Origin of the sequence: Kribbella sp. VKM Ac-2569, from assembly GCF_004216905.1 — a bacterium.
Lineage (GTDB): Bacteria > Actinomycetota > Actinomycetes > Propionibacteriales > Kribbellaceae > Kribbella.
In genome coordinates, this window is record NZ_SGXJ01000005.1 from 247,773 (window position 1) to 267,893 (window position 20,121).

At 69.0% G+C, this 20,121-nt stretch carries 21 protein-coding genes; 12 read left to right on the forward strand and 9 right to left on the reverse strand.

Features of this window, described 5'->3' with window-relative positions; genetic code table 11:
* Positions 1-9: 9 nt before the first annotated feature.
* Positions 10-888, reverse strand: coding sequence for a LysR family transcriptional regulator (locus EV649_RS32110; protein ID WP_130387408.1), 879 nt, complete (start codon positions 886-888; stop codon positions 10-12).
* Between the two features lie 112 nt (positions 889-1,000).
* Here EV649_RS32110 and EV649_RS32115 point away from each other — a divergent pair, with 112 nt between their 5' ends.
* From EV649_RS32115 to EV649_RS32130, 4 genes are all read left to right on the forward strand, one after another.
* Positions 1,001-2,002: a tripartite tricarboxylate transporter substrate binding protein gene (locus tag EV649_RS32115; RefSeq protein WP_130387409.1), complete on the forward strand. Its 1,002-nt coding sequence runs from the start codon at positions 1,001-1,003 to the stop codon at positions 2,000-2,002.
* Complete coding sequence (locus EV649_RS32120) at positions 1,999-2,484, forward strand: tripartite tricarboxylate transporter TctB family protein (RefSeq protein ID WP_130387410.1); 486 nt, start codon at positions 1,999-2,001, stop codon at positions 2,482-2,484. Before EV649_RS32115 ends, EV649_RS32120 begins: the two co-directional genes overlap by 4 nt.
* Entirely contained in the window at positions 2,484-3,974 is a 1,491-nt protein-coding gene (locus EV649_RS32125) for a tripartite tricarboxylate transporter permease (RefSeq protein ID WP_130387411.1), read from the forward strand. Before EV649_RS32120 ends, EV649_RS32125 begins: the two co-directional genes overlap by 1 nt.
* A gap of 115 nt (positions 3,975-4,089) precedes the next feature.
* Positions 4,090-5,340, forward strand: a complete 1,251-nt coding sequence (locus tag EV649_RS32130) for a glucarate dehydratase family protein (RefSeq protein ID WP_130387412.1) — start codon at positions 4,090-4,092, stop codon at positions 5,338-5,340.
* On the opposite strand, the gene EV649_RS32135 is transcribed toward EV649_RS32130, so the two are convergent.
* Together EV649_RS32135 and EV649_RS32140 are read right to left on the reverse strand one after the other, a co-directional pair.
* A complete protein-coding gene (locus EV649_RS32135) occupies positions 5,321-6,007 on the reverse strand; it encodes a FadR/GntR family transcriptional regulator (protein WP_130387413.1) in 687 nt (228 codons plus the stop codon). The genes EV649_RS32130 and EV649_RS32135 overlap by 20 nt on opposite strands.
* Complete coding sequence (locus EV649_RS32140) at positions 6,004-7,119, reverse strand: mandelate racemase/muconate lactonizing enzyme family protein (protein ID WP_130387414.1); 1,116 nt, start codon at positions 7,117-7,119, stop codon at positions 6,004-6,006. The genes EV649_RS32135 and EV649_RS32140 overlap by 4 nt, the downstream gene beginning before the upstream one ends.
* 163 nt (positions 7,120-7,282) lie before the next feature.
* On the opposite strand from EV649_RS32140, the gene glsA reads away from it, so the two are divergent.
* Positions 7,283-8,722, forward strand: a complete 1,440-nt coding sequence (gene glsA, locus EV649_RS32145) for a glutaminase A (protein WP_130387415.1) — start codon at positions 7,283-7,285, stop codon at positions 8,720-8,722.
* 87 nt (positions 8,723-8,809) lie between these two features.
* On the opposite strand, the gene glmS is transcribed toward glsA, so the two are convergent.
* From glmS to nucS, 3 genes are all read right to left on the reverse strand, one after another.
* Positions 8,810-10,630: a glutamine--fructose-6-phosphate transaminase (isomerizing) gene (gene glmS / locus EV649_RS32150; RefSeq protein WP_130387416.1), complete on the reverse strand. Its 1,821-nt coding sequence runs from the start codon at positions 10,628-10,630 to the stop codon at positions 8,810-8,812.
* Positions 10,631-10,690: 60 nt separating this feature from the next.
* Positions 10,691-10,969 (reverse strand): hypothetical protein, encoded by a 279-nt coding sequence (locus EV649_RS32155; protein WP_130387772.1) that lies wholly within the window; start codon positions 10,967-10,969, stop codon positions 10,691-10,693.
* A gap of 88 nt (positions 10,970-11,057) precedes the next feature.
* Entirely contained in the window at positions 11,058-11,717 is a 660-nt protein-coding gene (gene nucS, locus EV649_RS32160) for an endonuclease NucS (protein ID WP_130387417.1), read from the reverse strand.
* 49 nt (positions 11,718-11,766) lie between these two features.
* Between nucS and EV649_RS32165 the strand changes: the two genes are divergently transcribed.
* From EV649_RS32165 to EV649_RS32175, 3 genes are read left to right on the forward strand one after another with little or no spacing between them, the layout of a single operon-like run.
* Entirely contained in the window at positions 11,767-12,090 is a 324-nt protein-coding gene (locus EV649_RS32165; protein WP_130387418.1) for a hypothetical protein, read from the forward strand.
* 5 nt (positions 12,091-12,095) lie between these two features.
* Complete coding sequence (locus EV649_RS32170; RefSeq protein WP_241998944.1) at positions 12,096-12,968, forward strand: class I SAM-dependent methyltransferase; 873 nt, start codon at positions 12,096-12,098, stop codon at positions 12,966-12,968.
* Positions 12,965-13,420, forward strand: coding sequence for an NUDIX domain-containing protein (locus tag EV649_RS32175; protein ID WP_157996359.1), 456 nt, complete (start codon positions 12,965-12,967; stop codon positions 13,418-13,420). Before EV649_RS32170 ends, EV649_RS32175 begins: the two co-directional genes overlap by 4 nt.
* Position 13,421: 1 nt before the next feature.
* On the opposite strand, the gene EV649_RS32180 is transcribed toward EV649_RS32175, so the two are convergent.
* Complete coding sequence (locus EV649_RS32180; RefSeq protein ID WP_130387421.1) at positions 13,422-15,506, reverse strand: hypothetical protein; 2,085 nt, start codon at positions 15,504-15,506, stop codon at positions 13,422-13,424.
* 105 nt (positions 15,507-15,611) lie between these two features.
* Here EV649_RS32180 and EV649_RS32185 point away from each other — a divergent pair, with 105 nt between their 5' ends.
* Entirely contained in the window at positions 15,612-17,390 is a 1,779-nt protein-coding gene (locus EV649_RS32185; RefSeq protein WP_130387422.1) for a 3-hydroxybutyryl-CoA dehydrogenase, read from the forward strand.
* A 16-nt stretch (positions 17,391-17,406) separates the two neighbouring features.
* Positions 17,407-17,712 carry a hypothetical protein gene (locus tag EV649_RS32190; RefSeq protein WP_130387423.1) on the forward strand — a complete coding sequence of 102 codons (306 nt, stop codon included), beginning with the start codon at positions 17,407-17,409 and terminating at the stop codon, positions 17,710-17,712.
* Here EV649_RS32190 and EV649_RS41840 read toward each other — a convergent pair.
* Positions 17,667-17,984, reverse strand: coding sequence for a hypothetical protein (locus EV649_RS41840; protein ID WP_241998946.1), 318 nt, complete (start codon positions 17,982-17,984; stop codon positions 17,667-17,669). The genes EV649_RS32190 and EV649_RS41840 overlap by 46 nt on opposite strands.
* 130 nt (positions 17,985-18,114) lie before the next feature.
* On the opposite strand from EV649_RS41840, the gene EV649_RS32200 reads away from it, so the two are divergent.
* Positions 18,115-18,483: a hypothetical protein gene (locus EV649_RS32200; RefSeq protein WP_130387424.1), complete on the forward strand. Its 369-nt coding sequence runs from the start codon at positions 18,115-18,117 to the stop codon at positions 18,481-18,483.
* A gap of 2 nt (positions 18,484-18,485) precedes the next feature.
* Here the strand turns inward: EV649_RS32200 and EV649_RS32205 are convergent, their stop codons facing one another.
* Entirely contained in the window at positions 18,486-19,268 is a 783-nt protein-coding gene (locus EV649_RS32205; protein WP_130387425.1) for a phytanoyl-CoA dioxygenase family protein, read from the reverse strand.
* A 50-nt stretch (positions 19,269-19,318) separates the two neighbouring features.
* Here EV649_RS32205 and EV649_RS32210 point away from each other — a divergent pair, with 50 nt between their 5' ends.
* Positions 19,319-20,116 (forward strand): helix-turn-helix domain-containing protein, encoded by a 798-nt coding sequence (locus EV649_RS32210; protein WP_241998949.1) that lies wholly within the window; start codon positions 19,319-19,321, stop codon positions 20,114-20,116.
* Positions 20,117-20,121: the final 5 nt, after the last annotated feature.

A 20,121-nucleotide genomic window follows, 5' to 3' on the forward strand; every position in this document is an offset into this window, starting at 1 on the left:
ATTTTGGATCTAATGATGCTCTGGGAGCATCGTGAGGACGCGCTGCAGGACCGGGCTGGTCGCGTCCCGCCGCCAGATCGCATGCAGCTCGACCGCTTGGCCCGGCCCGTCCAGGGCGCAGTACGTCACGCCCTCGACGCCGAGGTGCCGTGCCGACGCCGGTACCAGCGCGACGCCGCGACCGGCGGCGACCAGCAGGATCACGGTGAGGATCTGCTGCACCCGCTGCTCGATCCGCGGATGCGACGCGGCGAGGAACCGCACAGTCAGCTCGTGGAAGTACCGGGCCTGGGTCGGCGAGTAGCTGATCACCTGCTCCCCGCTGAAGTCCGCCGAGGTCAACGGCCGGCCGAGCGCGGCGAGCCGATGGTTGCCGGGGACAACAGCACACAGCGGTTCGCGGAAGACGATCCGGGAGTCCAGTACGTCGGAGTCGAACGGCGGCCGTCCGAGCCCGAGATCCAGCTCACCGCGCAGGAGCCCGTCGATCTGCGCGGGAGTGACCCGCTCGTGCAGGATCACGTCGACGTCCGGCAGTTCCTCGGACAGCCGGCGCAGCAGCGGCCCGAGGGTTCGGATCGCCGACGTAGCCGTGAACCCGAGCCGCAGCGTCCCCGCCGCGCCCTGGTCCACTCGCCGCGCGAGATCACCCGCGGTCTCGACCAGCGCGAGCAGGCGGCGCGCCTCGGTGAGGAACGCCTGCCCGGCCTCGGTCAGCTCGACCTTGCGGTTGTCGCGTTCGAGCAGCCGCGCACCGACGGCCCGCTCGAGCTTCTGCACCTGACGGCTCAACGGCGGCTGGGTCATGTTCAGCCGGTCGGCGGCGCGACCGAAGTGCAGTTCTTCGGCGACCGCGACGAACGCGCTCAGCTGGTCGAGCGAAAACATGATGCAGGAAAGGTATCACTCGATGCCACATCGGCCTTGGACACGCATGATCGAGCGTCCCTACGCTCACGCAATCGAGCTGGACGACCACTCTCCGCGGAGGAGGATTCCGATGCTGTTCAAGCTCAACCGCCAGGTCCTGGTGATGGCGGTCAGTGCTTCTGTCCTGCTGGCTACCGGTTGCGGTGGGGTCAAGACGACCTCCACCGGCGGCGAGGGTGACTATCCGACCGGCAACATCCAGATGAGCGTCGGTGCTTCTCCCGGCGGTAGTACCGACCTGATCACGCGAGCGATCGCGGAGGGCGTCGGCAAGGAACTCGGTGTTTCGGTGCCGGTGGTCAACAAACCCGGTGCGAACGGCGCGCTGAACGCCAAGGAACTGCAGGCCGCGAAGCCGGACGGCTACAAGATCGCGGTCCAGAACGCGTCGCTGTTCACCATCACTCCGCTCGCGGTGTCGGCCAACGAGGTGGTGAAACTCGACGACTTCGACCTGCTCGGCGGCATCTCGCAGGACGACTACGTGCTGATCGCGCCGGTCGGCTCCGGCTACAAGACGATCGCCGACCTGAAGAAGGCCGGCAAGAACATCAAGTACGGCACCACCGGTGTCGGCACCGGCGCGCAACTCGCGTCCGCCTTGACGTTCAAGCAGGCCGGCATCCCCGCAACCGACGTACCGTTCGACGGCGGCGCCCCGGCGCTCACCGCGTTGCTCGGCAGTCAGGTCGACGTGGCAACGATCCAGGTCGGCGACAGCATCGAGCAGATCAAGGCGAAGAAGGTCGTCCCGCTCGCGGTCTTCTCGGGCGAGCGGATCAAGTTCCTGCCCGACGTACCGACCGCCAAGGAGCAGGGGTACGACGTCGTGGTGTCGCAGTACCGCTTCCTCACGGCGCCGAAGGGTACGCCGGACAACGTCAAGACGAAGCTGGCCGACGCGGCGAAGAAGACCTACGCGACCGATGCGTACAAGAAGTTCAACGACGCGCACTGCCTGACGCCGATCGAGGTGTCGCCGGACGAGGTGCGGAAGATCCTCGACGGGTACGCGACGAAGTACAAGGGACAGCTCGAGCAGTTCGGGATCTCGCTGGCGGCCAAGAAGTGAGTGAAGCCGCTCTGCGGGAAGAGCTCGCCGAGGATCGGCCGCCGCACGCGGGCCCGTGGTCCCAGCTCGGGGCTGCGGTCGTCGCCGCTGTCGTCGGCATCGCTGGAGTGATCGGGTCGCTCGCGCTCGGGTTGGGTCGGTTGACCCAGCCGGGGCCGGGCCTGTGGCCGTTCGTGGTCTGCGTTGTCGTGACCGTGCTGTCGATCGCCCTCGCACTGGTCGGTCGGCACGGGACGGACACCGAGAAGTTCTCGCGGGCGAGTGTTCAGACGGCGGTCGCCGTACTGACGCTCGTGGTCTTCGCGGCCGTGCTGCCGTTGATCGGGTTCGAGATCCCGTCGCTGCTGCTGACCTTCGTCTGGCTGCGATTCCTCGGCAAGGAGTCCTGGGTGTCGTCGGTCGCGATCAGCGTGGGCACGGTCGCCGCGTTCTACGTCCTCTTCGTGCTGATCCTTCAGATCCCGCTGCCCAGGTTGATCTGATGGGCGGCTTCGTTGATGGTTTCGGCGTCGTCCTGGAGCCCGCGAACCTCCTCTACTGCCTGATCGGTGTCGTGATCGGCATGCTGATCGGCGTCCTCCCCGGGCTCGGCCCGGCCGCGACGATCGCGATCCTGCTGCCGATCACGTACGGCGTGGAGCCGGTGTCCGCGATCATCATGCTCGCCGGCATCTTCTACGGCGCGCAGTACGGCGGCACGATCACGTCGGTCCTGCTGCGGCTACCGGGCGAGGCGTCGTCCGTGGTCACAGTGTTCGACGGACACGCGCTGGCCAAACAAGGACGAGCCGGTACGGCGCTCGGCATCGCAGCGATCGGATCGTTCATCGGCGGCACGGTGTCGATCATCGGGCTGACACTGCTCGCACCGGTGGTCGCGAGCGTGGCCCTCGACTTCGGTCCGCCGGAGTACGCCGCCTTGTCGTTGTTCGGCGTACTGCTGGTGGCGACCGTGGGGAACGGCAGCCGGTTGAAGGCGGTGATCGCGGCAGGGTTCGGGTTGCTGTTGGCAACGGTCGGGCGGGACACGTTCACCGGGGCGAGCCGGTTCACGTTCGACAGCCTGAATCTTGCCGACGGCATCGACTTCGTGCCGATCGCGATGGGTCTGTTCGGGCTCGGCGAGATCCTCTACAACCTGGAGGAACGGCACCACAAGGTGCAGGCGCCGGCGGCGGTCGCGAATGTCTGGCCTTCCCGGGCCGACCTGCGGCAGGCGCGCGGCGCGATCGGCCGCGGCTCGGTGATCGGTTTCGTGCTCGGCGTACTGCCAGGTGGTGGCGCGACGCTGTCGTCGCTGGTCGCATACGCGGTGGAGAAGCGGCGGGCGAAGGAGCCCGAGCGGTTCGGTCGCGGCGCGGTCGAAGGGGTCGCGGCGCCGGAGACGGCGAACAACGCCGCCGCCACCTCGTCGTTCATCCCGCTGCTGACGTTGGGGATCCCCGCGAACGCGACGATGGCGTTGATGTTCGGCGCGCTGCTGATCCAGGGAATCGCGCCAGGTCCGCAACTGGTGACCGAGCACCCGGATCTGTTCTGGGGTGTGATCAACTCGATGTACCTCGGCAACATCCTGCTGCTGATCATGAGCATCCCGCTGGTCGGGGTGTTCGTGAAGATCCTCAAGGTGCGGCCCGCCGTACTCGCGCCGATCACGGTGCTGATCACGCTGCTCGGCGTCTACACGGTGGCGAACCAGGTGTTCGACATGTTCCTGGTGATCGTGTTCGGCGTCCTCGGGTACCTGATGAAGAAGTTCGGGTTCGAGCCGGGGCCGCTGGTGCTCGCGTTCGTCCTGGGTAGCGTGATGGAGACCGCGGTCCGGCAGTCGCTGCTGATCTTCGGCGGCAACCCGATGGGCTTCTTCACCCGGCCGATCTCCGGCACGGTCCTCGTGGCGCTGATCATCGTCCTGACCCTGCCCGCGGTGCGTGTGCTGGTACGTCGACGTAAGGAAAGGGAACTCGTATGACAGTACTGATGCCGCGACTCCGTCGCGGCGGGTCATGGGGCTGTAACTCCCGGCCTTCCCTCGTCGCTCCGGTCGCTGCGCTCCCTCCGCTCCTCAGTCCAGGCCGGGAGGCCCCATGACCAGGATCGCCCGCGTCGAACTCACCCCGGTCGCGTTCGCGGACCCGCCGCTCCTCAACGTGGTCGGTGTCCACGAGCCGTTCGCGCTGCGGACGATCGTCCAGGTGGGGACGGACGACGGGCTGGTCGGGTTGGGGGAGACGTACGCCGCCGACGATCATCTGGCGCGGTTGCGTGCCGTCGCCGACGTACTGCCCGGGCTGGACATCTTCGACGTGAACGGGCTGCGTCAGCGGGTGAGCGACGTACTGACCAGCGGTGGTGGGGCGCAGGTCGGGGGGATGCTCAATCTGCAGGACCCGGTCGACGTGGTGTTGTCGCCGTACGAGGTCGCGTTGCTCGATCTCCAGGGCAAGCAGTTGGGGCTCCCGGTGGTGGACCTGCTCGGCGGAGCAGTCCGGGACGAGGTGCCGTTCAGTGCGTATCTGTTCTACAAGTGGGCCGCTCATCCAGGTGGTGAAGCGGACGCGTGGGGCGAGGCGCTTGATCCGGACGGGATCGTGCGGCAGGCCGAGAAGATGATCGGGGAGTACGGCTTCACGGCGATCAAGTTGAAGGGTGGCGTGTTCCCGCCGGCGCAGGAGGCCGAGGCTGTGCGGGCGCTCGCCGAGGCGTTCCCGGAGCACAAGCTGCGGATCGATCCGAACTGTGCGTGGACCGTGGACACGTCGGTGGAGGTCGCTCGGGAGCTGAGCGGCGTACTGGAGTATCTGGAGGATCCGACGCCTGGGATCGACGGTATGGCGGCGGTTGCGCGACAGACCGAGATTCCGTTGGCGACCAACATGTGCGTGATCGCGTTCGCGCACTTGAAGCCGGCGGTGCTCGCGGACGCTGTGCAGGTGGTGCTGTCGGATCACCACTACTGGGGTGGGCTGCGGCGGTCGCAGTTGCTGGCGGGGATCTGCGACACGTTCGGGATGGGGTTGTCGATGCACTCCAACTCGCACCTCGGGATCAGTCTCGCCGCGATGACGCATCTGGCCGCGGCGACGCCGAACCTGACGTACGCCTGCGACACGCACTACCCGTGGAAGACGGAGGACGTGATCAAGCCCGGCGTACTGGCGTTCGAGTCCGGCAGCGTGCGGGTGCCTGGTGGGCCCGGGCTGGGCGTCGAGTTGGATGTCGATGCGCTGGGGACGTTGCACGAGCAGTACCTGGCGTGCGGGATCCGGAAGCGCGATGACACGACGTACATGCGCACGGTCGACCCGGAGTTCAGCCCTAATACGGCACGCTGGTAGTCAGCAACCGGTGTCGCGTGCTCGACAGATGCACCCGCATCGCCGCTCGCGCCGCCTCCGGCTCGGACCGCGCGATCGCCGCGCTGATGTTCTCGTGCTCGTGCACCACGCGGGTCAGGTGCTCCGGGTCCGACATCTCGTACGCCGGGTCGAGCCGGGTCCGCGGCAGCATGATCATCATCGGCCCGAGCTCCCCGATCAGGTCCCCGTAGAACCGGTTGCCCGAGGCAACGGCGACCTTGAGGTGGAACGCGAAGTCGGCCTCCACCGATCGCCCCGGATCGTCGCCGACCCGCCGGAAGTCGTCCAGCGCCCGCTCGATCCCCTTCAGCTGATGGTCGGTACGCCGTACCGCCGCCAGCCCCGCCGCCTCGCTCTCGACACCGATCCGGAAGTCCATCAAGTCGAGTACGTCGCGGTGCGACCGGACCTCGCGCAATCCAGGCGTACGTTCCGGGACCTCCAGCACGAACGAACCACGCCCCTGGAACGTCTCCACCAGCCCGGCCGCCTGCAACCGCGAGACCGCCTCACGCACGACGGTCCGGCTGACCCCGAACTCCTCGACCAGACCGTTCTCACCCGGCAGCTTCTCGCCCGGCGCGATCCCGCCGCTGAGAATCCGTCGCTTCAGATCCTCGACGATCTGATCCGCCAGACCGCTCACCGGAACTCGCAGCTGTCCACGGTCCAGCGCGCGCACTGCTCGGTCGTCGTGTACCCGAGACCCGGCCGGTCGGGGACGAGCATCCGCCCGTCGACCGTCTCGAGACGCTCGTTGAACAAGGGATTCAGCCACTCGAAGTGCTCGACCCAGGGCTCGCGCGGGTACGCCGCTGCGAGGTGCAGATGGATCTCCATCGCGAAGTGCGGCGCGAGCTGCAGACCGTTGTGGTCGGCCAGCGTCGCGAGTTTGAGGAACGGCGTGATGCCGCCGATCCGGGGCGCGTCGGGCTGGATGATGTCGGCCGCGCGGGCCTCGATCAGCCGCACGTGCTCGCCGACGCTGGACAGCATCTCGCCGGTCGCGATCGGGGTGTCGAGCGCCGCCGCCAGCTCCGCGTGCCCGAGCGCGTCGTACGCGTCCAGCGGCTCCTCGATCCAGACCAGACCGAACTGCTCGAGCACGCGGCCGATCCGCAGCGCGGTCGGACGGTCCCACTGCTGGTTCGCGTCCACCATCAGCGGTACGTCGTCGCCGAGGTGTTCTCGTACGGCGCGAACGCGGTCGAGATCGATCCGGCTGTCGGGCTGGCCGACCTTGATCTTGATGCCGCCGATCCCGTCGGCGAGCGACTTCGACGCGCGCTCCTTCACCTCCTCGATCGGGGCGTGCAGGAACCCGCCAGAAGTGTTGTACGCGCGGACCGAGTCGCGGTGCGCGCCGAGCAGCTTCGCGAGCGGCAGGCCGGCGCGCTTCGCCTTCAGGTCCCACAGCGCGATGTCGATCGCGGCGATCGCCTGCGTCGCGACACCGGACCGGCCGACCGAGGCGCCGGCCCACAGCAGCTTGTCGTACACCTTCCCGATGTCGGACGGATCCTCGCCGATCAGGTTGGCCGCGATCTCCTTCGCATGGGCGTACTGCGCCGGTCCGCCGGCCCGCTTCGAGTAGCTGAACCCGACGCCGTGCTGATCGTCCGAGGTCGCGATCTCCGCGAACAGGAACACCACCTCGGTCATCGGCCGCTGCCGCCCGGTCAGCACCTTGGCGTCACTGATCGGCTGGTCGAGCGGGAGGACGACGGACGAGAGCTTCACCTGGCGGATGCGGTCCATGGGCAGTGATCATACAAGTAGTCAACTTGTCCTACAACGGGCTCGTTTGACGTTGCCGTAACACCAGGTGACTCCCCTGGAAACACGAGAAAGACAAGCTGCTGCGCGCCGACAGAGTGGTCGTGCGCGCCCGCCTGCCGCCATCTGGGGAAGGAAGCAGCCAATGGACGTTTCGGAGAAGCTGCTCCGGTCGTACGTGGAGATCGACGAGGACGGCGACGGCCGGATCTGGTCCTGGGAGTTGCTCAACACGCTCGGTCGGGCGGGGATCATGCCGGACGATCCGCGGGTCCGTGCGGCGCTGGACGGCGTCCGTGACGCCGCCGGCCGGCCGGCGATCACGCCGTACGCCCAACCGGTGCAGCTCGACTTCGACACGTTCGCCGAGGTCGCGCAGCACGCGGTGATCCAGCGAACGCTGACGGGTGAGCTCGCGGTTCCGGGGGACGAGTTCGAGGAGTTCGCGCGAGCGGTGGAGCGGATCCACACCGACCTGCTGGACGAGCGGTCCGGTGCGGTCGCGGACTACATCCCGACCCTGCGCGACGCCGATCCGGAGAAGTTCGGGATCGCGATCTGCACCGCCGACGGCCAGGTGTTCTCGATCGGCGACACCGCGGAAGAGTTCAGCGTGCAGTCGACGTCGAAGCCGTTCAGCTACGCGATCGCTTTGGAGCAGCTCGGCCCGGAGGAGGTGCACCGCTGGATCGGCCAGGAGCAGAGCGGTGGCCCCTTCAACGATCCCTTGCTGTCGCTGAGCCGGGACGGCAGACCGCACAATCCGATGATCAACGCCGGAGCGATCGGGACGCTCGCGCTGGTCGACTCCGGCCGGGATCTGTCCGACCGGTTGACCACCGTGCAGGAGGCGTGGAAGGGGATGACGGGCGATCGGCCGCAGCTGCTCGGTGCGACGTTCGCGGCCGAGCGGGACACCGGATTCGGCAACGCAGCGTTCGCCAACGCGCTGGCGAAGGCCGGGAAGCTGTACGGCGCCGCTCCGACGGACCGGCGTGCTCCGGAAGACGCCAACGAGTTCTACACGATGGTCTGCTCGCTCACCATGAACGCCGATCGATTGGCCAGGGCCGGTGCCACGCTCGCGGGCGGTGGCGTCGCGCCGTTGAGCGGCCGGCAGGTGTTCTCTGCGGAGACCGCCGCCCGCGTGCTGTCGGTGATGGGCCACAGCGGGATGTACAACGACTCCGGGCAGTTCTCGAACCAGGTCGGACTGCCGGCCAAGAGCGGGGTGTCCGGCAACATCATGATGGTGGTGCCGTCGAAGCGCATGGCCGTCGTGGTGTTCTCACCGCGGCTGGATGCGGTCGGCAACTCGGTGCGTGGGGTCGAGGTGTGCAAGCGGCTGGTCAACGAGTTCGGCCTGCACCCGTACCAAGGCATGAGCGCCGGCCGGGTCGCCGCACACGGGATCGGCGGCCACATGAACGAGGCCGACAAGCGCGCCGAGCTGGCGAGCGCCGCCGACCGCGCACTCGGCGGCGTGGCCCGGGCCGGGTCGGGCGGCGTCGCGGTGAAGACCGCCGACGGGGCGAAGGCCGGAACCGCGGGGCGCCGCGCCGAGCAACCTGGTCAGCAGCTCTGATCCCCAGGCCATCACAAATGAACGGCCCCCGCCACGCTGAGCGTGACGGGGGCCGTGGTGTCGCAGTTGTGATGGCCTGGCGGTCCGCTACTCGACGGTGACCGACTTCGCCAGGTTGCGCGGCTTGTCCACGTCGTGGCCAAGCGCGACCGCGGCGTAGTACGCGATGATCTGCAGCGGGATCGTCAGCAGGATCGGGTCCAGCTCGGGCTCGTTCTTCGGTACGACGATCTTCGCCGCGACCCCGTCCGGAACCTCGACACCCGGGTGCGTGACGACGTACAGCGGGCCGGAGCGGGCGCCGATCTCGTGCAGCGCGCCGATGTTGCGGTCCAGCAGCTCGTCGTCGGGGACGATCGCGACACTCGGAACGTCAGGCGAGATCAGCGCGAGCGGGCCGTGCTTCAGCTCGGAGGTCTGGTACGCCTCGGCGTGCCGGTACGAGATCTCCTTCAGCTTCTGCGCACCCTCGCGCGCCACCGGGTACCCGCGGGTCCGACCGACGAAGAACAGGCTCTCGTGCTTGGCGAGGCGGCCGGCGATCTTGGCCAGCTCCTCCTCCTGGGCGACGATTGCGGCGATGTCCGCCGGCAGCTTCTTCAGGCCCTCGATCAGCCGGCGACCGTCGGCGGGGGAGACGTCCCGGATCCGGCCGAGGTGGATGCCGAGCATCGCGAACCCGACCGCCATGTTGGTCAGCGCCTTCGTCGACGCCACCGAGACCTCCGGGCCGGCGTGCAGGTACACGCCGCCGTCGACCTCACGCGCGATGCTCGAACCGACCGCGTTCACCAGGCCGATCACGCGACCGCCCTTGCGCTTCAGCTCCTGCACCGCGACGAGGGTGTCGAGGGTTTCACCGGACTGCGACACGGCGACGTACAGCGTGTCCCGCTCGACCACCGGGTTGCGATACCGGAACTCGGACGCCGGCTCCGCGTCGGCGGGGATCCGCGCGACCTCCTCGATGAACTGCGCGCCCATCTGACCCGCGTAGTACGCCGAACCGCAGCCGAGGATCTTGACCCGCTTGATCTCCCGCGCCTCGCGGGCGTCCATGTTCAGGCCGCCGAGGTGCACGGTGTGGAAGCGCTCGTCCAGACGGCCCCGGATGACCCGGCTGACCGCGTCCGGCTGCTCGTGGATCTCCTTCATCATGAAGTGCTCGTGCAGACCGCGCTCGAACTCCTCGGCCTCCCACTCGACCGTCTTCGCGGTCTTCGTGGTCGGGGAGGCGTCCTGGGTGAAGGTGCGGTAGCCGTCGGCGCGGACGGTGGCGAGCTCGCCGTCGTCCAAGTAGACGACCTGGCGGGTGTAGCGGATCAGCGCGGCCGCGTCGGAGGCGATGTGCATCTCGCCGTCGCCGATGCCGAGGATCAGCGGGCTGCCGTTGCGGGCGACCACGATCCGGTCCGGGAAGTCGAGGTCGATCACCGCGATGCCGTAGGTGCCCTCGATCCGGCGCAGGGCGGCCATCACCTTCTCCTCGAGGGTGGCGCCGTCGGCCTGCTCGATCAGGTGCGCGAGCACCTCGGTGTCGGTCTCGGAGCGCAGCTTGACGCCGGCGTCCTCGAGCTGCGAACGGATCGCACCGGCGTTGTCGAAGATGCCGTTGTGCACGACCGCGATCCGCTCGTTACCGCTCACGTGCGGGTGCGCGTTGTCCTTGCTCGGGCCGCCGTGGGTGGCCCACCGGGTGTGGCCGATGCCGAGCTTGCCGCCGAAGCGCTTCGGCAGCGACGCCTCCAGCTCACGGACCCGGCCGGCGTCCTTGTGCACCTTCAGCTCGCTGGACCCGAGGACGGCAACGCCCGCCGAGTCGTAGCCCCGGTACTCGAGGCGGGCCAGTCCGTCCACCAGGATGGGCGCGGCCGGCTTGGTGCCGACGTACCCGACGATTCCGCACATGTAGTGGTGCCCCTTCGTAGGTCTGCGTGTGCCCCGTGATTTGCCCCGGGATTTGCTCCGTCAGCCGTAGACGATCCGTCGTAGCTGGCGGGCGGAGAGTTCGGGTGAGCGGACCGGCCAGTGCCGGAGCTCGGTGCCGAGACGGGCGAAGATCTCGTCGTTGCGGGCGCCGTACGTCTGTAGCTCACGGTGCCGGCGCCGGACGTACTCCTCGGTCGTCTCGGTGAAATAGGCCAGTACGTCGGCGACCACGCGCCGCGCGACATCCGCCGACAGTCCGGTCGTGCGGCTGACCTGATCGGCCAGCTCGTCGACCGGCTCCGCCGCCGCCTCACTGATCACGCGTCCACCATGCAGTCTTTCCGGGGCCAACGCCAAGCATCTGCCCGAAATCGGGCAAAATACCTGCTTTGTCAGGAGCTGATGTTCAGAAGAGGCGGAGGACGTCGGACTCCATGCCGCGGAGGGCGTCGTAGTCGACGGTGAGGCAGTCGAGGCCGCGGTCGGTGGCGAGGAACTGTGCCTGCGGCTTGATCAGCTGGGCGGCGAAGATCCCGCGGACCGGGGCCAGCAGCGGGTCGCGGTTCAGAAGCTCGACGTACCGGGTCAGCTGCTCGACGCCGTCGATCTCGCCGCGGCGCTTGATCTCGACCGCCACGTGCTTGCCGTCGGCGTCGCGGAGCAGCAGGTCGACCGGGCCGATCGCGGTCGGGTACTCCCGGCGTACCAGCGTCCAGCCCTCGCCGAACGTGTGGACGTGCTCGGCGAGCAGCTCCTGGAGGTGCGCCTCGACACCGTCCTTGATGAGGCCGGGATCCGTCCCGAGCTCGTACGCCGTGTCGCTGTGCACCTCCTCGATGGTGATGCGGAGCTCTTCACCAGCCTTGTTGGTGACGCTCCAGACCCCCTCGTCCTCCGTCAGCTTGCACGGCGGCGACATCCAGTTCAGCGGTTTGTACGACCCGCCGTCGGCGTGGATCAGCACGGATCCGTCCGCCTTCACCATCAGCAGCCGGGGCGCCATCGGCAGATGAGCCGTCAGCCGCCCCGAGTAGTCAACAGAACACGTAGCAATCACCAAGCGCACGAGAAAGCACCGTAGTGCACTGGGCTCCCGGAGTGGGAAGGTGGTGAGCATGATGCCGAAGGTGAGCGACGAGGCGGTCGCGGCGTACGACGCGGTTGCGGCCGGGCTCGAGGCGGCCGGAGTGGTCCGCGGCAGCATGTTCGGGATGCCGTGCCTGAAGATCGGCAAGAAGGTCCTCGCCGGCATGTACGGCGACGCGATGACGTTCAAGCTCCCGCCCGAGCCGCGGGAGAAGGCGCTGGCGGTCCCCGGCGCGGAGCAGTTCGATCCTGGGATGGGTCGGCCGATGAAGGAGTGGGTAAGGATCCCGCTCGACCAGTCCGCCGTCTGGCCGGACTACGCCGCCGAGGCCCTGGAGTACGTCGCTCAATGAATCTCATGTGTCCAGCTCGGATCTTGCTGCTGCCCGGTGACGTCCAGGACGCGGTGGTCGGTGAGCGCGTCGTGCAGGTGTACGCCGGTTCGTTCGAGGCGGCTGCGGGCGCTCGGTTGGCCGAGGCACTCGCGGTGCGGCTGACCGTCGTACCCGAGCTGACCCAGCGGCCGGACGCCGAGCTGCAGTCGATCGCGGACCTGCATCGCGGCGAGACCGTCGTCGTCCTCGGGCTGGATCTCGGTCTCAAACTGCCCGCCGTCGTCGAGCACACCGGCGACGGCTGGACCCGGGTCGCGTCGGACAACGAGCTCACACTCGCGGCGTACGAACAGGCCGCCGGCAAGTTCCGCGACTCGATCCCCAAGGACCCCAACCGACTGTTGATCGACCTGCTCGCCGAACGCCTCGCGCCGGGTAGTCAGGTGCTCGAACTCGGCAGCGGCACCGGCAAGGACGCGATCGAGCTCGAGAGCCGTGGGTACGTCGTACGCCGTACCGACGCGACGCAGGCGTTCGTCGACATGATGCGATCCGACGGGTACGCCGCCGACCACCTGAACGCGCTCACCGACGGCTACGGCGGCCCGTACGACGCGGTGTACTCGAGCGCGGTGTTCCTGCACTTCGATCGCGCCCAACTGGCCGCCGTACTGCGGAAGGCGGCCCGTTCCGCGCCGATCCTCGCGTTCGCGACCCGGGAGGGCAAGGGCGAGGAATGGTCGAACCGGCACCTGGATCTGCCACGACATTTCGTTCTCTGGCAGGAAGATCCGCTCCGCGAATTGCTGACCGCGACCGGCTGGACGGTCGCGCGGCTGGAGCGCGGCGACTCGAGGATCGGCACCTGGTTTCAGATCCTGGCGACGCGATCGTGATCCGCGCCGGCGTCGTACTGCTCAGCGAACACGGGATCGCCGCGATCGAGCGGGTTCGCGACGGGCGGACCTATCACGTGCTGCCCGGCGGTCAGGTCGAGGACGGAGAGAGCCCTGCGGAGGCCGCGCGCCGGGAGGTCCACGAGGAACTCGGCCTACTGGTGAAGATCCGTGCTGCCGTCGCGGTCGTCCACTTCGGCGACAGCACGCAGCACTACTTCGTCGCCGACATGATCGGCGGCGAGTTCGGCACCGGGGACGGTCCGGAGCTGGACAGCCCGGTCGACTCGGAGCGGGGGAGTTATCGCGCCGTGTGGCTGCCGGTGACAGACCTCGCCGCCTGCGACCTCCGGCCGCGGCCGATCGCGACCGCGCTGCAGACCGCGCCCGACCCGTGGTGGCTGCTCGAAGGGTGGATGGAGACCCCGGTGGTCCTGGAGGAGTCCGGCTGACTCAGCCTCGCCGGTGATCCAGCTCCGGGGCGCTGGTCTCCTCGGTCCTGGTCCCGTCGGTTCTGGTCCAGGTCCGGGCGATCGTCAGCGCCAAAGGTGGCCCGGCGACGGCGAAGGTCAGCAGGGCGATGCGCAGACCGTAGTCGTTGGCGGCCGAGCCGATGGCCGCGACGGTCACGACGGCGACGAAGCAACCCCAGAGGTACCTCCTCCGGGCGACGGCCCGTTCGAACCAGGCCGGCGCCACCTGGCGGCGCGCGACCACGACAGCGATCAGGTACAGCAGCAGGGCACCCGCCAGCCAGAGGTGTGGTCCGGCGGACAGCGAACCGATGGCGTAGCCGGCCTTGCGGGTCACGACGTCGATACCGCCGCCGTTCAGGAGGTCTTCGACGAACCGCCCGGCGTGTGAGCGCGAGGTGGCCGGGCGAAGCCAGTCGAGCACGCTGATCATGGCCACCGCGGCGACCGCGGCGGCGCCGGTGAGCAGCAGGCGGCCAATCCCGATCCGCCGGCCGAGAACGTCGAGCGTGAGCAGGGCGAAGGCCGGGACGATCGCGAAGCCGCCGCCGACGTCCGCTCCCCAGGTGGGCCACGCGTCGACGGCGACTGTGACCAGACCGATCGCTGCGACGGCACCGGCCGCGACTGACGCACCGGAGCGGGCCCTCAGCCACCTGGCGACGCCGGCCGCGAAGATCACGGCATGGACGGCGAACACGACGAACGTGGTGTTGCCGAAGCCGTAGTACCGCCCGCCCGAGAGTGGCGACGGTCCGAGCGGACTCCCGTGGTGCAGGACCGTGCCGGTGACCGCGTCGAGGGCGAGGACGGCGACCGTGACACCTGACAGGACAGTGACGGCTCTTGGCAGCCGCCGGAGGACGAGCGCGGTCGCCACCGCGCCGAGGAGCATCCCCAGCCACAACGCCACCAACGGCACGGGCCAGCGCCACCACTGGATGAGCCGGACCAGGTACGAACACAACGGCAGTGCGGCGAGCACCAGCAGGCCGAACTCGGCCGCCCGTGGATTGCGCCCGGAGCGCCGGAGCAACGCCAGTGCACCGATCGCCAGCAGGACGGCCGCGGCCAGACCGTTGACGAACCAGCCCGAGCTCCGGCGCAGATCGCGGTCACGTTGCGTGATGTCGCCGAGCTTCCTGGCGGTGTCCTCCGCCGAAGGGCGGTGACCTGCGGCGATCAGTGGTGCGCCGGTGAAGTCGTTGGGCTCGGTCACGCCGACGGCGTCAACGATCGTCGAGGGGATGTCGAGCAACCGGACGATGCCCGGCCACCGCGTCGACTGCGCGGTCAGAAGCTGGTCGCCCTTGCCGGGGCCGGTGACCAGTACGGCGCTCATCGCCAGCGTCGAGTGCACCGGCTGGGAGACGCCGAGGACGATCACGGTCGCATCGGACGGCGCACGCTCGAGCACCTCGCGGACCGTGTCATCGGCCTGCCGGAGCGCTCGTCCGGGGTCGCGGCGGCGATCGAGTACGCCGGCATCGACCACGGTCACCGGGCAGTCCCACCGGGCGGCCTGCGCGGTGGCGTAGTACCTGGCCACCCGGCCCTGCCGGTCGGCAAGGGCCGCCGCGGCGCCAGGACCGACTGCGGAGGCGCAGACGTTGCTGGCGGCAAGCGTCGTACCGAGCAGGCCGATTGTCGGGTCGTACACCGAGGCATGCTGTGCCGTGACCAGCCTGGCCCAGCCGTCGACGGTGCCGGCGGCCACCGGTGGGATCGCCGTACAGTCGCGGTCGCGGTGGGGTTGCGGATCGGTGGCCGCCCGGCCGGCCGACAGGGAGAGCCAGCCGTCCAGCGGACACGGCGGTGAGTGCACGGTGCGGACCGTCATCGCCGCGGCGTCGGCCCCGTCGCCGAGCATCCGCCACAGCGTCGGTGCGCCGTCCTCGGTCAGGTTGTCCCAGGTGAGGCCGGCGATGCCGACGACCACCACGGGCGCGGTGACCACCGCGCCCGGAACTGCCGAGCCTGGGACCGCTGAGCCCGGGTCCGCCGCGGCCGCCGCCGTTGCGGGCAGGCAGAGGGCCGCGGCAGCGGCCAGGATCCGGGCGAACATGCGCACAACTATCGGCCGCGGCGAGGTCAGGCGGCGTGTGAGGTTGACCTCCCCGGTGACCCAGCTCATGGGCTTACCAGTGCCTGGACTGGCATAGTGCACGGCATGGCTCGGGAATTGACGACGGTGGGTGTGGTGGGTCTCGGCACGATGGGCGCCGGGATCGCCGAGGTGTTCGCGCGCAACGGCCTGACGGTCGTCGGTGTCGAGCGTGACGAGGAAGCCGTCGAGCGCGGCCGCGGGCACATCCAGCACTCGACCGACCGGGCCGTGAAGCGCGGCAAGCTGTCGGTCGAGGATCAGCAGGCGCTGTTCGACCGAGTCACCTTCGCCACTTCACTGGAGGCGCTGGCGGACTGCGACCTGGTGATCGAGGCCGTCGTCGAGCGGCTCGAGCTGAAGCGCGAGATCTTCGCCGCACTGGACAAGGTCGTCCGCGACGACGCGATCCTGGCCACCAACACCTCGTCGTTGTCGGTCACCGAGATCTCCGTCGCCACTCAGCGCCCGCGGCGCGTGGTCGGCATGCACTTCTTCAACCCGGCGCCGGTGCAGGAGTTCGTCGAGGTGATCAAGACCGTGGTCACCGAGCCGGACGTGGTCGAGGACGTGCAGGCGCTGGCCCGCCGGCTCGACAAGGTCCCGGTGGTCGCCGCGGACCGCGCCGGGTTCATCGCCAACGCGCTGCTGTTCGGGTACCTGAACCACGCGGTCTCCATGGTCGAGTCCCGCTATGCGACCCGTGAGGACGTCGACGCGGCGATGCGGCTCGGCTGCGGGTACCCGATGGGCCCGCTGGCGTTGCTCGATCTGATCGGCCTCGACACGGCGTACGAGATTCTCGACACGATGTACAAGCAGGGCCGCAACCGCCTGCACGCGCCGGCCCCGATCCTCAAGCAGATGGTCACCGCGGGCCTGCTCGGCCGGAAGACCGGGCGCGGCTTCTACACCTACGAGTCGGCGGACTCGCCGGTCGTGGTCGACGACGAGAACACCCCGCACCGCAACGGTGACGAGATCGCTGTCCGGCCGATCAAGCAGGTCGGCGTCGTCGGATCCGGCACGATGGCGGTCGGCATCGTCGAGGTCCTCGCCAAGGCCGGGTACGACGTGCTGTACGTCGCCCGCGGTACCGAGAAGGTCGACCGGGTCCGCGGCGTGCTGGAGCGCTCGCTGGAGAAGGGCGTCCAGCGCGGCAAGCTGTCCACGGAGGAGCGGGACGCGGCGCTGCGCCGGGTGACCGGTACGGCGAAGCTCGACGACCTCGCGAGTGTCGACCTGGTGATCGAGGCCGTCGTCGAGGAGCTCAGCGTCAAGCAGGCGCTGTTCGAGACGTTCGACGAGATCTGTAAGCCGGGCGCGATCCTGGCGACCACGACGTCGAGTCTGCCGGTGATCGACCTGGCGATGGCGACCAAGCGGCCGAGCGACGTGGTCGGGCTGCACTTCTTCAACCCGGCACCGGTGATGCAGCTCGTCGAGGTCGTCAGTACCGTCAGCACCGCACTTGAGGTCGCCGACACGGTGGCTGCCGTTGCTGTTGCCGCAGGCAAGCACCCGGTGCGCTGCGGCGACCGGGCCGGCTTCATCGTGAACGCGCTGCTGTTCCCGTACCTGAACGACGCGGTCCGGATGCTCGAAGCGCACTACGCCGGCGTCGACGACATCGACGCCGCGATGAAGCTGGGCTGCCGCCTGCCAATGGGCCCGTTCGCCCTCCTCGACGTGGTCGGGCTGGACGTCTCGCTCGCCATCCAGCGCACCTTGTACCTGGAGTTCCGCGAGCCCGGGTTCGCCCCGGCCCCGCTGCTGGAGCACCTGGTCACGGCCGGCTACCTCGGCCGCAAGACCGGCCGCGGCTTCCGCGACTACAGCAATTGATCGCTAGGCTGGCTCTGTGCCGGACGAGCCGCGGAAACACCTCACCGAAGCAATCGGTGGGCGGTTGGTCGAGCCGCTGACGCACGAGCAGCGTGAAGAGCAGGAGCGCGTTCGCAACCTGATTCGCGCGGTGCTCGCGTGCTACAACTCGCTCGTCAGCGAGGAGACCGACGACTCTCGCCGTACCGAGTTGGAGGCGCAACGCGCCGTCCACACGGAACGGTTCCGCGGCCGGCTCACGCTGTCGGACGCGGAGCGCCGCGAGATCCTGGACACCTACCCCGACCTGCTGGTCCGTCTGCGCGCCGACCTCGACGGATGACCTCGCTGACCCTGTCCCCGGCCGAGTCCGAGGAAGTCGTCAGCCGGCGGATCGCGGAAGTCACGCCGCCGCGACGCCCGGACCGGCGTCCCGGCGTGCCGCCGGTCGCTGTCGTGATCGGCGGTCAGCCGGGCGCGGCCAAGTCGACTGTCCAGGACCTCGTCCAGACGGCACTCGGACCTGACACCGCCGCGTCGTACGAGGCCGACGACGATGCCGGGGCACATCCGCGGTACGACGCCGTGCTGCGGGACGGCGGTATCGATGCCCACAGCAACGTGGTGCGGAGCCTCCCGCCGGACCTGAGCGAACGGTGTCTGGACAGCCTGCTGTCCGCCGATCCGCCGTACGACGTGGTGACCAGCGCGTGGCTGGAGACCGGGGATCGGGCGAAGCCGATGGGTGGACCTCGATCTGCACGACCAGGTCTACCCGGGCGTACCGGACGCGGCGCACGCGGTCGAGGCAGGAGGGTACGCCGACGACATCTACGTCGTGGACCGGGCGGGCAACGTGCTCTACGAGAACCATCGCAACGCCGACGGCACCATGCAGGCACCGCTCGGGGCCAGGGCGGCGCTCATCGCCGAACGGGATCGTCCGCCGACGCTCGAGGAGCACCAGCGCTTCGTCGACACGGCGCGCTCGCTGCGTGCGCGAGGCGACGAGTTGGAGCCGCAGGTCGACGAGATGGTCCGAGCCGCCCGACTCGTCGGACGGCTCTCGACGACCGGGTGGACGGTCGGCACCGGGGCAGTCGCGGGAGCCTGAGCTCAGGGCTCCATCTCGGCGTACTCGCCGCAGGGGCCGCCGCCGATGGCTTCGGGGAGGACTGTTTCGCGGCGGTCGGGGCGGACCAGGGGGTTGTAGAAGGCCGCGATCTCGACGCTGTCCTCCGGGATGTAGTGGAAGATCAGCGAGCGCCGGAAGCGGTCGTCGGTGGAGTTCGGGCGGGAGCCGTGGACGACGCTGCCGTGGAAGAAGAGGACGTCGCCGGCCTTCATCTTCGTCTGCACCTTGCTGAGGCCGTCCGGCACCGGGACCTCGACGCTGGTGAAGGATTCGGTCAGGTCGGCGGGCTCCGGGCAGACCAGTTCGGTCTTGTGCGAGCCGGGGACGACCGCCAGCCCGCCGTTGTCCACGTCCACGTCGTCGACGGCGATCCAGGCCGCGAGGCAGGTCTCCGGGTCGGCGCGCAGGAACGTGTTGTCCTGGTGGAGCGCCTGCCCGCGGGCACCCGGCGGCTTGAAGTAGAACATCGACTGGGCGCCGAGCGCGGGGCCGATCAGCGCCTGCACGACATCGAGGATCCGGTCGTCGAGCATCAGCTCCATCGCGACCTTCCCTGCCTCGGTGTCGCTCGCCCGGTGCGGGTGCACGAACCGCGGGTACTTCGCCAGCGGGTCGTCATCCGGTACGCCGTCGTCGATCGCGAGCGAGTGGTCGACGGCGACCTGCTCCATGAAGACTGTCTTGATCCGCTCGACCTCGTCGGGTTCGAGCAACTGGGGGACCTGGACGATGCCGTCCCGCTGGTAGATGTCCACGACTGTCATGTCTCCAGGATGCGGCGGCCGAGCCGGGCGCAGCGATAAGCTATCGAGCTGTGAACCTTCGATATCCTGCTGAGGCGCCGCATCCGGTGGTTCGCCGGCTGGTGACCGGTGAGTTCGACGAAGGCCCTGACTACGCGACGTATCGGCGGCGCGGAACGACCGATTGGCTGCTGGTCCAGACCCTCGACGGCCAGGGACGATTCGGTCAGGTCGCGGCCGCGCCGGGCAGCGTCACCCTCGTCCGCCCGCGCACCCTGCACGACTACGCCACGGTCGGTGACCGCTGGCATTTCCGGTACGCGCACATGCACCCGAAGCCGGACTGGCTGCCGCTGCTCGACTGGCCGGAAGTTGCTCCCGGCATCGTTCAGCTCCATCCCGCCGCGCCGACCTTCGAGCGCATCGCCGACCACCTGCGCGACGCCGTACGGCATCAACACAGCGTCCTGCCGCAGGCCGAGCAGCTCAGCGCCAACTCGCTGGAGGCGGCGCTGCTGTGGTGCGACACCCAGAACCCGAAGGCCGTGCAGATCGACGACCGCCTGTTGCGCGCGATCGAGCTGATCGACCAGGACCTGACCGCGAGCCTCGACGTACCGCGGCTGGCTCGTGCCGTGAATCTGTCGGTGTCACGGTTCGCGCACCTGTTCCGCGAGCAGCTCGGCGTCAGCCCGCAACAGTTCGTCGAACGCCGCAGGTTGGATGCCGCGGCGCGGCTCCTGGAGCTCACCAGCCGGTCGGTCGCGTCGGTCGCGGCCCAGGTCGGGTACGCCGACCCGCTCTACTTCGCGACCCGCTTCCGTCTGCACACTGGATCAAGCCCCACGGCGTACCGTCGCAGGTCTTAGAGTTC

Coding starts and splice junctions, on each gene's coding strand:
- EV649_RS32110 (WP_130387408.1), bottom strand. CDS start 888: ATGTTTTCGCTCGACCAGCTGAGCGCGTTCGTCGCGGTCGCCGAAGAA.
- EV649_RS32115 (WP_130387409.1), top strand. CDS start 1,001: ATGCTGTTCAAGCTCAACCGCCAGGTCCTGGTGATGGCGGTCAGTGCT.
- EV649_RS32125 (WP_130387411.1), top strand. CDS start 2,484: ATGGGCGGCTTCGTTGATGGTTTCGGCGTCGTCCTGGAGCCCGCGAAC.
- EV649_RS32130 (WP_130387412.1), top strand. CDS start 4,090: ATGACCAGGATCGCCCGCGTCGAACTCACCCCGGTCGCGTTCGCGGAC.
- EV649_RS32140 (WP_130387414.1), bottom strand. CDS start 7,119: ATGGACCGCATCCGCCAGGTGAAGCTCTCGTCCGTCGTCCTCCCGCTC.
- glsA (WP_130387415.1), top strand. CDS start 7,283: ATGGACGTTTCGGAGAAGCTGCTCCGGTCGTACGTGGAGATCGACGAG.
- glmS (WP_130387416.1), bottom strand. CDS start 10,630: ATGTGCGGAATCGTCGGGTACGTCGGCACCAAGCCGGCCGCGCCCATC.
- EV649_RS32165 (WP_130387418.1), top strand. CDS start 11,767: ATGATGCCGAAGGTGAGCGACGAGGCGGTCGCGGCGTACGACGCGGTT.
- EV649_RS32170 (WP_241998944.1), top strand. CDS start 12,096: ATGTGTCCAGCTCGGATCTTGCTGCTGCCCGGTGACGTCCAGGACGCG.
- EV649_RS32180 (WP_130387421.1), bottom strand. CDS start 15,506: ATGTTCGCCCGGATCCTGGCCGCTGCCGCGGCCCTCTGCCTGCCCGCA.
- EV649_RS32185 (WP_130387422.1), top strand. CDS start 15,612: ATGGCTCGGGAATTGACGACGGTGGGTGTGGTGGGTCTCGGCACGATG.
- EV649_RS32205 (WP_130387425.1), bottom strand. CDS start 19,268: ATGACAGTCGTGGACATCTACCAGCGGGACGGCATCGTCCAGGTCCCC.